Raw genomic sequence first — 14,278 nt, 5'->3', positions numbered from 1 at the left:
GATCAAAGATCCTTGGCGGCGGTTGTGCGGATCTTTTTCCAGTTTTCGTCGGCCTTGGCGATGGTCCCTGCCTCGTCCTTCTGGAATTCACGAAAGATCTCCTCGTTCAGGAAGAGATAGAGCTTGCCGTCGACGATGGCCGCAAACTGGGGATCGCCGTCGAACTTCTTGCCAACCGAAACGCCGAACGTGCAGAAGCCGCCGTTTTGCGGCAAGTACGCAGCCGGCTTTGCGGTGAACTTGTCCATGGTCTCCTTGGAGGAGAAATAATAGGCAACACCGTCGTGAACCGCCGTGTGACGGGCCGCGCCGTCAATCCGGTTGCCGAGATTGACGAAGGTGACGGGATCTACACCATGCATGCCAAGCGGGGCACCTGCAGCCGTAAGGCCGCTGGATGTGTTGTATTCGTCGGCCGAAAAGGCCGGGCTGGACAGGTTCGCAATGCTCAGAAGCGTTGCGGCGACAAGCGTCTTGGACAGGGACATATTGAATTCTCCTAATCTGGATCTGTAAGTCGTTCGGCCGGTCTTTGCACCAGACATGTGTACTTTGCGTTCAGAATTTTGATTGATCCATGCTCAAAACCCCTCCAGAATTTGCCGATCGTCCGGCTTGTACGCAAAAAGAAAACACCGGCGGGGAGCCGGTGCTTTTCAGGTTCAGATGCCGGGAAGGCGTTGATCGCAGGTGAGGTCATCACATTTTACGCGGCCTGCGGTTCGGCGGCTTCCGGCTTGTGAAGGGAGACGACGGTCAGAACGGCGAGGGCGTTGACGACGTAGTAGGCGAAGTCGATGCCCTTGAAGCCGAGGACGAACGGAGCGGCCAGGAAGACGACACCGACCGCAAAATCGACGATCAGGTGAAACGAATAGGGTACGACCCGGATCAGGCCGGTTTCGTGATCGGTCAACATGGTCAGGATCAATGCCGCAACGCCGGTGACAACCGACAGCCAGAAAGCGAGCGGGTTGGACTGGCCGAGATTGAGGACCACCGGCAAACCAATCAGGCCGAGCGCGACCGGATAGTCCAGATAGGCATGGATGTTTTTTGTGACAAAGCGAATGTTCATGTCAGGCTCCTGGATAAAGGCTGGTTGGAGGCGTGTGCCTCTCGTGGCTTAAGATGATCCGCACCATCCGATTGATCCATGCACGAAAGTCCCTGAAAATTGACTGATCGTCCGGGACACTTGCGATAGATAGGTAAATCCCGCACAACAGGGGGAGACATTACCGAAGATGGAAACGCATGAGACATGACGCCCTTAGCCAGATCCTTGACGCGCTGAAGCTGCGTGGGTCGATCTATTTTCACACCAACTTCTCACCGCCCTGGGCAGTGCAGGTACCGGCATTCGGCAATGTTGCCCGGTTCCACATGGCCATGCGTGGAGCCTGTTGGCTCAAGGTTGAGGGCTATGCTTCGCCCATCTATCTTGCGACCGGAGACCTGGTGGTCATTCCGCACGGTGCAGCCCATATCCTGTGCGACGAGCTTGGCCGGGAACCCACTTCCGTCGACCGGGTGCTTCAGGAGACCGGCTATACGGGGGAAGGTGCGCTGTATTTCGGTGGCCCGGAAGAAGAGCAGAGCTGCAAGCTTTTTTGCGGCCACTTCGAGTTCGAGGACGGCTCGGTTCATCCGATTCTGGAAGCGCTGCCGCAGGTCATTCATGTTCCCAATACGCAGACGATGAACGCCTTCTGGCTGGAAACGGTGATGCGCTTCGTTGCAAGCGAGGTTCGCGCGACCATGCCCGGCTCCGACGCCATCGTCCACAGGCTGACGGAGATCATCTTCATCCAGGTTGTGCGTACATTTGTCGACCAGCAGGGTGACCGGGCAGGGTGCCTCGCCGCAGTGCTCAACCCGAAGCTGGGGCGGTCGATGTCCCAGATCCACCTGGCTCCCGAACAGCCCTGGACCGTGGAAACGCTGGCTCGTGAGGCGGGTATGTCACGCACCGTGTTTGCCGAACGCTTTACCGATCTCGTCGGCATGACGCCGCTTGCCTATGTCACGCATTGGCGCATGGAAAAGGCCCGCCGGGACATCCACGACACCGACCTGCCGCTGATCGATATCGCGGAGAATATCGGCTACGCCTCGGAAGCTGCCTTCAACCGCGCCTTCAAGCGCCAGTTCAACCAGACACCGGGCCAGATGCGGCGCATGGGGGCGGACGTGGCTGCGGAGCGAATATGATGGTTTCGTGCTGATGGCCGCCAACCCATGTCCGGCAGTCGACAAAGGGCTGCAGTCTTCCCGATTTTGAGCTCATCCTTCGAGACAGTGCTGTCACCAATCCCCGGGGACGCGCAGAAACACCGTTGTTCACCTTGTCCTTCAGGGGCGACCCCGGACGCGGGGGAGCGAAGATCCGGGACGACGCGAGTTGTGACTGTCCACGATGTGCAGGATTTTCAAACTTCATCCTAAAAAACAAAAGGGCGGAAAATTCCGCCCCTCGCGATCGCAATCATGTTTTGTTGCTTAGCCGATAATGCCGTTCAGCGTTGCGCTCGGGCGCATCACTGCGTCGACCTTCGCCTGCGGCGCGTGGTAGTAGCCGCCGGTGTCTGCCGAAGAGCCCTGGACGCTGTTGAGTTCGCCGACGATCTTGTCTTCGTTGGAGGATAGCGCCTCGGCAATCGGTGTGAAGTGAGCCTTCAGCTCCGCGTCCTTGTCCTGGGCGGCAAGCGCCTTTGCCCAATAGAGCGCGATGTAGAAATGACTGCCCCGGTTGTCGAGGCCGCCGACGCGGCGCGCGGGCGACTTGCCGTTGTCGAGCAGGCCTTCAATCGCCGTATCGAGAGCATCTGCCAGGACCTGTGCCTTGGCGTTGTCCTTGGCATTGGCGAGATGTTCGAGCGACGCGCCAAGGGCACAGAATTCACCGAGTGAATCCCAGCGGAGGTAATTTTCCTCCTGAAGCTGCTGGACGTGCTTGGGTGCGGAGCCACCGGCACCGGTCTCGAACAGGCCACCACCGTTCATCAGCGGGACGATCGACAACATCTTCGCCGACGTGCCGACTTCCAGGATCGGATAAAGGTCGGTCAGGTAATCGCGCAGGACATTGCCGGTAATTGCAATCGTGTCCTCGCCGCGGGCAATGCGTTCGGTGGTGTATTTTGCCGCTTCCGTCGGAGCCATGATTTTCAGGTCCAGACCGGACGTGTCGTGCTCCGGCAGGTAGGTGTTGACCTTCTTGATCAGCTCCGCGTCATGGGCGCGGTTCTCGTTGAGCCAGAAGATGCCCGGCATGCCGGAAAGACGCGAGCGGGAGACGCCGAGCTTGACCCAGTCACGGATCGGCGCATCCTTTGTGCGGCACGCGCGCCAGACATCACCTTCCTCGACTTCGTGTGAAATCAGCGTGTTGCCGGCTTCATCAACAATGCGGATGGTCCCGTCGGCAGGCGCCTTGAAGGTCTGCGGGTGAGAACCGTATTCCTCGGCCTTCTGGGCCATCAGGCCGACATTTGGCACTGTCCCCATCTTGGATGGATCCAGCGCACCGTTTTCACGGCAGAAATCGATGACGGCGGAATAGACGCCGGCGTAGGAGGAATCTGGAATGACGCATTTGGCGTCTTGTTCCTTGCCGTCCGGGCCCCAGCCCTTGCCACCGGCGCGGATCAGCGCCGGCATGGAAGCGTCGATGATGACGTCAGAAGACACATGCAGGTTGGTGATGCCCTTGTCGGAGTTCACCATGTAGAGGTCCGGGCCGTTGTCGAGTGCTGCCTTGATATCGGCTTCAACCTCGGCGCGCTTGTCCGCCGGCAGCGTCGCGACCTTGGCTTCCAGGTCGCCGACACCGAGATCCGGGTTGACACCGAGTTCGGCAAAGGTGGCGGCGTGTTTTTCAAAGACGTCCTTCAGGAAGGCCTTGACGCAATGGCCGAAGAGGATCGGGTCGGAGACCTTCATCATGGTGGCCTTGAGGTGCAGCGAGAACAGGACACCCTGGTCCCGGGCGTCCTCGATTTCCTTTTCAAGAAACGCTTTCAGCGCCTTGACGCTCATGTAGGTCGCGTCGATGACGTCGCCTTCTTCCAGCGGCCAGTCTGTTTTCAGTACCGTCAGGTCGCCACCTTTTGCGTCGAACTCGATCTTGGCGGCACCGGTGGAAACGGCCGGGACCGTGACCGACTTTTCGTTCGAGCGGAAGTCATTTTCGCCCATCGTGGCGACATGTGTTTTTGAAGATGTCGCCCATGACCCCATGCGGTGGGGGTTCTTCTTGGCATATTCCTTGACTGCCTTGGGTGCGCGGCGGTCGGAATTGCCTTCGCGCAGAACCGGGTTAACGGCGGAGCCCTTGATGGCGTCGTATTTCGACTTGATCGTCTTTTCTTCCTCGTTCGCCGGGTCAGACGGATAATCGGGCAGCTTATAGCCTTGCGACTGGAGTTCGGCGATCGCGGCATTCAGCTGAGGCTGGGAAGCGGAGATGTTCGGCAGCTTGATGACGTTGGCGTCCGGCTGCTTCACCATCTGGCCAAGTTCCGCAAGAGCATCGGACTGTTTCTGAGTGTCGGTCAGATACTCGGGGAAATTCGCCAGGATGCGGCCTGCGAGAGAAATGTCCCGGGTGCCGATAGTGAGCCCGGCCGCCTTGGTGAAGGTGCGGATGATGGGCAGGAACGAGGCGCTTGCCAGTTCGGGCGCTTCGTCGACCTTGGTGTAGATGATATCGGCCATGGTGCTCACATTTCCCAGTGTTCGAAGTGGGGTCGGCGAGGACTTTTCGGCGTCCCCGGACGGAATTTCGACCAGCGTATACAATTGTACGCAATCAAAAGCCAGCCCTTCTAAAGACAAAGGCCGTTGATCGGGCACGTTCTAGCAAACGGGCGGGAAATGTCTATCGACAACGTTCAGAGCGGATGGCTGCATGTTGTCTGGCGGGTGGCGCCAAGCGGATGAATATTGATCAAGAAGAAAACCTAACTTTTCGCGATCAAAGGCCAACCCGTCGAGCGGATAAGAACCACTGGCACCAGGCCCTTGATTGAACCACGTTTTGAACAGTATCCGGTAGCGCGGAAGAAGATAAATCCTATCGGTTACTTCGATAAAAAGGGCACCAAAAAATCCAAACTCATCAACACGTATTTCAGTTATTTCGTGCCAGGGAACTGCTTTCTCGAATACGCGCTTATCGAAAAAACCGGCCGGGCCGATCATGATGACTGGTCTGTCCGCATTCCACAGTTGCGTAATACTGAAAAAAGCAATCGCACCAAAAAAGAGAGTTCCAAACGCCGTAGACAGTCCTCCTTTGGTTAGAAATTCTCCTGTTGCAATTGAGTGATAACAAGCAAACGCACACAGTATTGATAAAGGCAACGATATTACAAAGCCAAGTAAGAGATATCTGACTGAACGTCTGATCTTGATGGTCTCGCTGGGATCAATTTGCATTTTCGGAGTTCATGTTGGGGCGATTGTGGTCGATGTGCCATATAAACTCCAAGTTTTAATTGTGCGTTACGGTCTCGTGGAACGAATCCAAAATGGTTTTGCCGTCAATTTGCTTAGATAGTCTTCCTACAGCATTTACAGTATGAAAGCGCCAAACTCCGGACGCGATTTTTCAATGCCAACTTCATGGTTTGGTGTCTACTGGATCCCTGCCTGCGCAGGGATGACAAATTGGAGAGAGTTGTTGTCTTGAATTGGAGCAAATAGTCTTTTCGATTGTTGTCATCCCGGCCAAGCGCAGCGCGAGCCGGGAACCAGTAATCTCAGTAACCCGCAGAGTTTTGGTTCGAAGCGATTTGTGTTTACTCGATGCCTGCTTTCGCAGGGATGACAAATCTGGGTATTCTGAGACATTCTGGCGAAGAAGCGAGGCAGGCTTGCATCTCGATCAGCAGTACTAAGTTTACATTCTGGCGAGCGACCTTGGCGGAACGCTTTATGTTGGTGTTACCAATGCCTTGTTAAAGCGCCTTTATGAGCATCGTGAAGGAAGAGGCAGCGCGTTTACCGCGAAATACGGTGCCCATAGGCTCGTTTATTTCGAAATCCATGAGGAGATCGAGCAGGCGATCAAGCGTGAAAAGCAGATCAAGCGCTGGAAACGGGCTTGGAAGATAAGCCTGATCGAAGAACGCAATCCCAACTGGGATGATCTTTCATTAGGGCTTTCGTGAAAGTCCTTGTCATACCGGGAACAGTGTTTTTTAGACGCGGTCCTTTATCGGGCCAAATCCTTGATGAGCCTTGAGGTTGGTGTCTTCTGGATTCCTGCCTTCGCAGGGGTGACAAGATTGGGTCCAGGGGCATTCCTGAACTCAAGGGAACGGCTCCTTCCCGGGTTGTCATCCCGGCCAGGCGCAGTGCGAACCAGTAAATCGACGGGATTTGGTTCGAAACGAAGGGTCCATGTCTTCTGGATTCCTGCTTTTGCAGGGGTGACAAGATTGGGTCCAGGGGCATTCCTGAACTCAAGGAAACGGCTTTTTCCCCGGTCGTCCTGGCCAATCACAACGCAAGCCGGGAACCAGTGACCCGTGAGGTTTCGGTCTGAAAAGGAGGTTCTGCGTCTACTGGACCCCTGCCTGCGCAGGGATGACAAGACAGGATCTTGTTTTTTTGCTGGAGTATTTCGACCTCGCGATTGTTGTCATCCCGGCCAAGCGCAGCGCGAGCCGGGAACCAGTATTCCGTGGGGTTTCGGATTGAAACGGTGAATCCGTATTTAGTTGACCCTAGCCTTCGCGGCGAAGACAAGCTTGGTGAAGGTTATTTTATCAAACTGAAGACAAAAATGCCGACCCTTTTCCCTTCGGGCACAGCAGTGCAGTGATGCTTGGTCCGGGAAATACCGGTGTCGCCGGCCAGAGGCGGGTGCTGCGCGTTTCGGTTTTCGGCCTTGGCATCGCTGCGCCGGGATGACTAAATGAGTTTCGCGGAGGTTGCGTCACCTGGAGCCGTCGATGCCAGACACACAAAAACTCGAAGATCTGTTCTTGTGGATGCTCGATGGTGCGCGGCCGAGTGCGGATGCGCGGGAGATCGTCTCCGGGATCTGTGAAGGGTTGCTGGCGGCCGGTGTACCCGTCGAGCGGTTTGCGCTTTTTATCTATACGCTCCATCCCAACCTTCAGGGACGCCGGTTCCGATGGCTGAAAGGCGAGGGGGTTGACCAGTCCGATGCGGACCTCAAGGCCTTTGACGGGGCCGAATACCACGACAACCCGCTACCGACAGTTCTGCGAACGGGCAAGCCCTTGCGGCGAAAACTCTGCGATCCGGGCAGTCCGGATGATTTTCTCATTCTGAAGCAGTTCCGCGAGGAAGGCGTTACCGACTATGTCGTTCAGCCGCTCTTCTTCACGACCGGTGAAACGCATCTGGTCAGTTGGGCGACAAAGGCCGATGGCGGCTTTGACGAAGAGATGATAGCGGCGCTCGAAAAGGTCCGCCTGCCACTCGCCCGTCTGGCCGAAACCTACATGCTGCGTCTCAACGCCGCCAACCTCCTGTCCGCCTATGTGGGCCGGGACAGCGGCAACAGGATCCTGTCGGGCCGCGTGCATCGCGGCGACATAGAGGAGATTTCCGCCTGCGTCGTCTTTGCCGACCTGGTCTCGTTCACGCGTTTCTCCAACGATGCGTCTGCCGAAGAGGTCCTTGCACGTCTCAATCTCTTCTACGACTGTCTTGTACCGCCGATTGTCGAAGGTGGTGGCGAGATCCTGAAATTCATGGGCGACGGCCTGCTCGCGATTTTTCCGATTTCCGATGAGGTTGACGAGAAAACGGCTTGCGAACGTGCCCTGGAGGCGCTCAGCGTTGCCTCTGGCGGTGCGTGGACGCCGGTCTTTTCCGAGACCGTTCCTCCTTTCCGGGCTGCCGTCCATATCGGACCGCTGCAATACGGCAATATCGGAGCGTCCGACCGGCTGGATTTCACGGCCATAGGGCCGACGGTGAACCTTGCCGCGCGCTTGCTCGCCTCTGCGGTCCTTGTCGATGGTCAAACAGTTGTCTCTGAGCGGGTTGCGGATCTGGCCGGACTATCAAAGGCCGGAGCGCCGTCCTTCGAACTAAAGGGTTTCGACAGGACGCAGGTGATCGTGCCGGTCCGGGAGATGCCGAAATCATGAAAGCCGAGCCCGGCAAGACGTATGGGTGTCTTGCCGGACGGTCTACAGGTTCGGAAAGCGGCCGGTTCTAGCGCCCGCTGACGGCGTCGCTCAGGGCTGGGAAACGGACAATCCGGTAGGTCCCGAGCGAGGCGTCCTCGCCGCCGTTCAATACCGGCGAGCGGTGCAGTTCGTTGATGGTCGCATAGACATAGCCGTCCGCACCGATCGAGAACCCGTCCGGCCAGGGCAGGTCTTCGTCGGACTGGAACAGTACCTCGTAGCTGCCATCCGGCTTGGTCACGCCGATAGCGTTGTCGGTCATAGCCGTGATGTAAACATTGCCTCCAGTGTCGACCGTGGAGCCATCGGAGATCGGCTTGTCACCATACCGTTCGACGCGCGCGGCAAGGTCCTCATCGCCCAACTCTTCATTGAGAAGATCGGATGTCCTGACCCGGTACATCGCACTTGCGGTCATCGGCGCGAAATAGACCCAGGTATTGGTCGGGTCGACCGTGATCGGGTTCACGCCGATCTTTGCCGGATTGCCGCCGAGCAGGATTTCACGTCCGTCGATCACCATGGGTGTGTCTTCAGGCGTTGTGAATTCGGAGCCCTCCAGAACACGACGGGCGCGGCCCGTTTGAAGGTCGACGACGATGAGCGCGGAATTCACGCCGTCTCCGGTGTCGGAAATGTAGATCGCCTCATGATCCCGGTCGACGGCCAGATCGTTCAGGAAGGAGGTCGGCCGGGAAACCGGTGCACCGATATAGTGGATTGCGTGCAGCTGTTCAGTTTTCGTGTTCCAGCCGACGATGCGGCCCGTTTGGTTCTCGCCCTGGCCGTCGAGCATCCATAATATGCCGTCACGGTCCGCACGCAGGCCGAGAACCCCGTTGAGGCCATTGCCGTCTTCCTTTGGCGCATGTGCCCAGCTTTCATTTGGATAGGGCCGGGTCGACCCATCCTTCAGGACTTCGACGACGCGCAGTTCTGGGCCATAGAATTCATGGACGGACATGAACATGCGGCCGTCCGGAGCAATCGCCAGGTTTCCCGGCGGCATTGACTTGTCAAAGCTGAGATAGGTTTCCAGTCCGTCTGCGGTTGCTGGAAAAGCCAGCGCGGTGCTGATGCCGACTGCAGCCAAAAAGCGTTTCATGGGGTCCTCCGGATGTTGATCAGGAGGGTTTAGTTGTTCTAGATTTCGAACAGAACTCCCTGAAATTCGAAAGCAGCGTTAGAAAAATTCGAATGTACAGTATTCCGGATCTGCAGACCTTTGTCTCTGTTGCCAAAACCGGTGGCATCACGTCCGCCGCAAGACATCTCGGTATCTCGACAGCAACGACCAGTCACCGGATCGCAAAGCTGGAACGGGTTCTGAAAGTGACCCTCTTTCACCGCAACAGCCGCACGTTTCGCCTGACGGACGAGGGGCAGGTATTCCTGGAGCGCGTGGATACCGTTCTGGAGGACCTGCAACAGGCGGAACTCGATGTCGGCAGTGGAACTGCATCCTTACGCGGCCATCTGCGTGTGACGATGTCGCCCTGGATCCTGTCGCGCTTCATCATGCCGGAGATGCGCGAATTTCGTGAGCACCATCCTGATCTCACAATCGAGTTCCTGGCGGTCGATCGGTTTGTGCCGCTGGTTGAGGAGGGTCAGGATTGCGCAATCAGGGTTGGCCAGCTGGATGACAGTTCCCTGGTTGCCCAGAAGCTCAGCGACAACGAGCGGATCATCTGCGCATCCCCGGATCTTTTGTCGAGCTCGGGAGACCCGAAATCCGTGGAGGACCTCAAAGATGCACCCTGGGTCTGCCTTCCCTGGCAGACACGTTTCGATGTCAACGACGCAAGAGGCCGAAAGCGTTCCTTTTCGGTTGGCCGGAGTGTTGCCGTTTCCAATTCAGACATGCTGACAGCCGGTGCGGTCGAAGGACTCGGTCTTGCGATCAAATCCCGCATGGCCGTCAAGGACGAACTCGACAAGGGTATCCTGGTCGAAATTCTGCCCGGATGCCTTCATTCTCCCGAAGCACCTGTCTGGTTTGTCTTTGCGCCGGAAAGCCGGGCGGGGCGCAAGACGAAAGCGTTTCGGGATGTGGCAAGGCGTTCATTCCGGCGTTGAAATCGAACGCGGCCAGCTTTTCATTTTCAGGAAGACGGGCTAAACCCCGGCATTATGAGCAAAAACGCAAAAATCAGGGACGAAGCCAGGACGGTGACTGCCCGGCCGCCAGCAGTGATCCTGTGCGAGCCGCAGCTGGGTGAAAACATCGGAACCGCAGCGCGGGCAATGGCGAATTTCGGTCTGGTCGACCTTCGAATTGTCAACCCGCGCGATGGCTGGCCGAGTGAAAAGGCGCGTGCTGCGGCAAGCCGGGCAGACCATGTGATCGACAAGGTGCAGGTGTTTGACAGCGTTGAGGCGGCGATTGCGGACCTGCAGTTCGTCTTTGCAACGACCGCGCGGTCTCGCGAAGTGCCGAAACCCGTTCGCGGCCCTGATGATTCTGCAAGGAAATCGGTCGAGTTCGGAGAAAAGGGTCAGGCTACAGGCTATCTCTTCGGACGCGAGCGTTGGGGTCTCAACAATGAGGAAGTTGCGCTGGCCGACGAGATTGTCACGCTGCCCGTTGACCCCGATTTCGCGTCTCTGAACATTGCCCAGGCTGTGCTGGTGTGCGCCTACGAATGGCGCAAGACGGCAACGTCCGGCGCGTTGCCTTTCATCCTGTCGAAGGATGAACATCCGCCGGCGAAAAAAGACGATCTCCTGAGGTTTTTCGAGCATCTGGAAGGTGCGCTCGACGAAGCGACATTTTTTCGTCCACCGGAGCGGCGCCCGCATATGGTGCGCACGCTTCGAAACATTTTCCAGAAGGCGGAGCTGACGGAACAGGAGGTCCGGGCGTTGCGAGGTGTTGTCGCGTCCCTGGAAAAACGGCAAACCCGGGTGCGCAAGGAGCGCAGCACTGACGGCGGCGAAGAGTAGGAGAGGGCATTTGGGCTCGAACGGTCCGGTTCTGATTTTCGATTCCGGCCTTGGCGGGCTCACGGTGCTGCGCGAAGCGCGCTATCTGCTTCCCTACGAAACCCTGCTTTATGTCGCCGATGACGCGGCCTTTCCGATCGGCCGCTGGCCGGAAGCGGACCTCAGGGACCGCATGCTGTCGCTTTTCGGTGAGCTTATCGCCATCCAACGGCCCAAGGCGATCGTCATTGCCTGCAATACGGCCTTTACGCTGGCAGGCGATGCGCTTCGCAAAGCCTACCCGGATGTGCCCTTTGTCGGCACAGTGCCTGCGATCAAGCCGGCGGCAGAACGAACGTCTTCAGGTCTCATTTCGGTGCTGGCAACACCTGGAACCGTGCGCAGGACGTATACCAGGAGCCTGATCGACAGCTTTGCCAAGCAATGCCACGTGCGTCTTGTCGGTTCGGATAACCTCGCGGAACTTTCTGAACGTCATTTGCGCGGCGAGACTGTTTCCAACGAGGAGCTGCTCACCGAGATTTCGGGTTGTTTCCTGGAACGCGACGGGCGGCGGACCGACATTGTCGTGCTGGCCTGCACGCATTATCCGTTTCTGGCAAACCGTTTCCGCAGGATCGCGCCCTGGCCGGTCGACTGGCTTGATCCCGCAGAAGCAATCGCGCGTCAGCTTGTTCGTGTGCTTGGAGCAAAGGCTGCAAGCAGCCCGTCGAGTGATCCGGATCGCGCTCTGTTCACATCAAATCCCGATGATCCGGGGCTTTCGCGGTTGCTGGCAGGTTTCGGCCTGATGCTCAGCGCGGCAAACGGAGCTTAGGCGGCCAGTTTCTTGACGACTATTCCGTCGTCGGCCCGCTTTGCTTCCAGTTTCAATTCGCTGATCTCGTCGTTCAGCGTGTCGGGGTGAATGACCATGCCTCTTGGCAGGCTCAGGATCGAAATCGAGCATTGCAACAGTGGAAACTGGCGGGTCGTTCCGAAGCGGTCCTGCGCCTCGATGTAACCCAGTTCCCTGTGCCCCGTTTCGTAAAAGCTCTCCACATCGACACGAAAGGCACGTTTGAGGGCGAGCATGCGGGTGGCCACATCCGTCTGGTCGGTGTTTTGAAATCCGGCGAAGAAATCGTCGCCACCGATATGCCCGTGAAATGTTCCGGACCCGGAGACATGGCGCTGCAGCAATTCACTGAACAGGATAATCGCCCGGTCCCCCTGGCGATAGCCGTAGGTATCGTTGAACGGCTTGAAGTTGTCGAAGTCCAGGTAACACAGATGACGGTCGTGTGTGCCTTTCCGGGCGGTTTCCGAAATATAACGCGAGATTGCGCCGTTGCCCGGCATACGGGTCAGCGGGTTCTGGTCCTGGGCTTCCTGAAGGCGTTTTTCGTGAATGATCTTCAGCAGAGACGTGGCTGAAAGGAAACCGGCGTAGCGGAAATTCTCCGTTATGATGATGCCATCGGAGTTGATCGAGGAGGCAAAGGTTACCAGCAGCATGTCGGCGTTGGAATCTATGTCGGCGATCGGGCAGGCGCGTACGAATGAGCGCAAGGGGAAATCGAGTGCGATCCGCGTATCGGTGTCGTCATCCTTGCCACCGGCATAAAGATACGCCTTCAGATCGCGTTCGTGGATCAGGCCGCGCGGTTCCTGGTTTTCGTCCAGGACGGGAATGACGTTTCCTTCCTGGTTGTGAACGACCATGTCGAGCAGTTCGGTCATGGTTGCGCCGAAGCCGATGGTGGGAAGCTGCAGCAATTCGTTCCGAATCCTGTCCTGTTCCGCGCGCCGTTTGTGTCCGGCGCCCGGCTCCCGGACATGATCGTAGAACAGCTTTGCCGACGCCGCCTTGTGAAAGGGCCGGGCAACGAAGGAGCCCTGGACCAGGTCACAGCCAATATTCCTGCAGGCCTTGAATTCCCGCTCGGTCTCCACCCCTGAAGCAATCACGCGTGCACCAAGAACATGCGCAAGATTGGCAACGGTTGTGACGAACAGGTTCCGGCGCGGATCGCTGTCGACGCCGTTCAGGAAAAACCGGCCGATCTTGACGTAGTCCGGAGAGACGTCGTGCAACAGGCGCAGCTCCGACGATCCACGTCCGAAATTGTCCAATGCGACGAGAAAACCCATCTGGCGCAGATCGCTGATGGCGTGCTGCGTTGCGTCGGCGATGGAGTGCTGATTGCGTTCGGAAAATTCGATGCAGACCTGGTTGTTCTGCAAACCGGCCGCTGCAACGAGCTCTGTCAGGTGCATGCGTGGATCCGCCTGCAGTCCGAGATCGCGTCCGTCAATTCTGAAAAAAAGCTTGGTTCCCTGTGCCGTGCGGAGCTTCCCGAAACGGCTCAGAGCCTTTGCGAACAGACTTGCTTCGAGATCGGGCAGGAATCCTTCCGCATAGGCATCATCAAGCAGTTCATCAATCGTGGGTGCGTCTTCACAGTCGCCATTATCAAGCTGTGCTTCATAACCATAGACGACGCCTGTACCAATGTCGGTAATCGGCTGAAGCGCGTAATCCAGACCTTCAAGAATGGCGTCGCGAGACCGCGGAAACGGTTTCACACTGTCCTTGCCAGTCTCTGGTTCTGAATTGCGTTGTGATGACATGCTTGATCCTTAGTCCAAGTCGGGCTTCCATTTTGATGCTGAATGGATGGGAATAATGCTCACTATGGCCACTGGTATTATTATCCATAGTTGTGGCGCGGATTGCATAGTGAAAAGCTGCAATTAACATTTTCTAAATGTATGCATTGTTTTTCCGCAAATGTGAACTTTTGAAGCAATTCGTGTGGTGAGTCCGCCAAATTTCGTGCAAATTTGGCGAATTTCTGCCAATTCTTACGTGTTTTCACTTAGGCTATGGGATTGGTGCCGAGCAAAGCGCAGCAGTCCGAATCGCAACTGCCACACACGCGGAGTTGCCGGAAACCCGTTTCTGATAAGATCGGTCACGAGTTGTCCGGCACTTGGTTGTGTCGTCCGATTGCCCGAAATGGCCGGTTTCTATTGCTGACGCTGGCGCAAAAGGAGATGCCGGCGTTGACATTCTGAAGTGCACGCTGTATCTCCGCGCGATCCGGCAGGCTCAGGCCTTCCGGGTCTACGCACCCGTGGGTATTCAGCCGGCGCCGTCTAGCTGGGTCCCT

General features: G+C 57.2%; 12 protein-coding genes. 6 read left to right on the top strand and 6 right to left on the bottom strand.

The window, feature by feature from the left end; all coding sequences use genetic code 11:
- Positions 1-2: 2 nt before the first annotated feature.
- Together ACO6TI_RS24750 and ACO6TI_RS24745 are read right to left on the bottom strand one after the other, a co-directional pair.
- Complete coding sequence (locus tag ACO6TI_RS24750) at positions 3-488, bottom strand: YHS domain-containing (seleno)protein (RefSeq protein WP_422383573.1); 486 nt, start codon at positions 486-488, stop codon at positions 3-5.
- A gap of 218 nt (positions 489-706) precedes the next feature.
- Positions 707-1,078, bottom strand: a complete 372-nt coding sequence (locus tag ACO6TI_RS24745; protein WP_055116430.1) for a hypothetical protein — start codon at positions 1,076-1,078, stop codon at positions 707-709.
- A 179-nt stretch (positions 1,079-1,257) separates the two neighbouring features.
- On the opposite strand from ACO6TI_RS24745, the gene ACO6TI_RS24740 reads away from it, so the two are divergent.
- Positions 1,258-2,214: an AraC family transcriptional regulator gene (locus ACO6TI_RS24740; RefSeq protein ID WP_104702099.1), complete on the top strand. Its 957-nt coding sequence runs from the start codon at positions 1,258-1,260 to the stop codon at positions 2,212-2,214.
- A 288-nt stretch (positions 2,215-2,502) separates the two neighbouring features.
- Here the strand turns inward: ACO6TI_RS24740 and ACO6TI_RS24735 are convergent, their stop codons facing one another.
- Positions 2,503-4,728 carry an NADP-dependent isocitrate dehydrogenase gene (locus tag ACO6TI_RS24735; RefSeq protein ID WP_422383572.1) on the bottom strand — a complete coding sequence of 742 codons (2,226 nt, stop codon included), beginning with the start codon at positions 4,726-4,728 and terminating at the stop codon, positions 2,503-2,505.
- A gap of 132 nt (positions 4,729-4,860) precedes the next feature.
- On the bottom strand, positions 4,861-5,442 hold the full coding sequence (locus ACO6TI_RS24730; protein ID WP_422383571.1) for a hypothetical protein: 582 nt from the start codon (positions 5,440-5,442) through the stop codon (positions 4,861-4,863).
- A 467-nt stretch (positions 5,443-5,909) separates the two neighbouring features.
- Here ACO6TI_RS24730 and ACO6TI_RS24725 point away from each other — a divergent pair, with 467 nt between their 5' ends.
- Together ACO6TI_RS24725 and ACO6TI_RS24720 are read left to right on the top strand one after the other, a co-directional pair.
- Complete coding sequence (locus tag ACO6TI_RS24725) at positions 5,910-6,176, top strand: GIY-YIG nuclease family protein (protein WP_422385331.1); 267 nt, start codon at positions 5,910-5,912, stop codon at positions 6,174-6,176.
- Between the two features lie 786 nt (positions 6,177-6,962).
- Complete coding sequence (locus ACO6TI_RS24720) at positions 6,963-8,135, top strand: adenylate/guanylate cyclase domain-containing protein (RefSeq protein ID WP_108873857.1); 1,173 nt, start codon at positions 6,963-6,965, stop codon at positions 8,133-8,135.
- A gap of 67 nt (positions 8,136-8,202) precedes the next feature.
- On the opposite strand, the gene ACO6TI_RS24715 is transcribed toward ACO6TI_RS24720, so the two are convergent.
- Entirely contained in the window at positions 8,203-9,282 is a 1,080-nt protein-coding gene (locus tag ACO6TI_RS24715) for an L-dopachrome tautomerase-related protein (protein WP_422383570.1), read from the bottom strand.
- Between the two features lie 92 nt (positions 9,283-9,374).
- On the opposite strand from ACO6TI_RS24715, the gene ACO6TI_RS24710 reads away from it, so the two are divergent.
- Genes ACO6TI_RS24710 through murI form a run of 3 tightly spaced genes read left to right on the top strand, consistent with a single transcriptional unit; the run spans position 9,375 to position 11,940 of the window.
- The gene (locus ACO6TI_RS24710; protein ID WP_104702094.1) at positions 9,375-10,256 is read left to right on the top strand and encodes a LysR family transcriptional regulator; all 882 of its coding nucleotides are present in this window, start codon (positions 9,375-9,377) and stop codon (positions 10,254-10,256) included.
- A 54-nt stretch (positions 10,257-10,310) separates the two neighbouring features.
- A complete protein-coding gene (locus tag ACO6TI_RS24705) occupies positions 10,311-11,123 on the top strand; it encodes an RNA methyltransferase (RefSeq protein ID WP_422383569.1) in 813 nt (270 codons plus the stop codon).
- A gap of 10 nt (positions 11,124-11,133) precedes the next feature.
- Positions 11,134-11,940 (top strand): glutamate racemase, encoded by an 807-nt coding sequence (murI, locus tag ACO6TI_RS24700; protein ID WP_422383568.1) that lies wholly within the window; start codon positions 11,134-11,136, stop codon positions 11,938-11,940.
- Here the strand turns inward: murI and ACO6TI_RS24695 are convergent.
- A complete protein-coding gene (locus tag ACO6TI_RS24695; RefSeq protein ID WP_196876895.1) occupies positions 11,937-13,736 on the bottom strand; it encodes an EAL domain-containing protein in 1,800 nt (599 codons plus the stop codon). The genes murI and ACO6TI_RS24695 overlap by 4 nt on opposite strands.
- Positions 13,737-14,278 lie beyond the last annotated feature (542 nt).

Source organism: Roseibium album (assembly GCF_965233825.1).
Taxonomy (GTDB): Bacteria; Pseudomonadota; Alphaproteobacteria; order Rhizobiales; family Stappiaceae; genus Roseibium; species Roseibium album.
The sequence above is the reverse complement of the archived record's forward strand: the minus strand, read 5'-3'. Positions and strand labels throughout refer to the sequence as shown.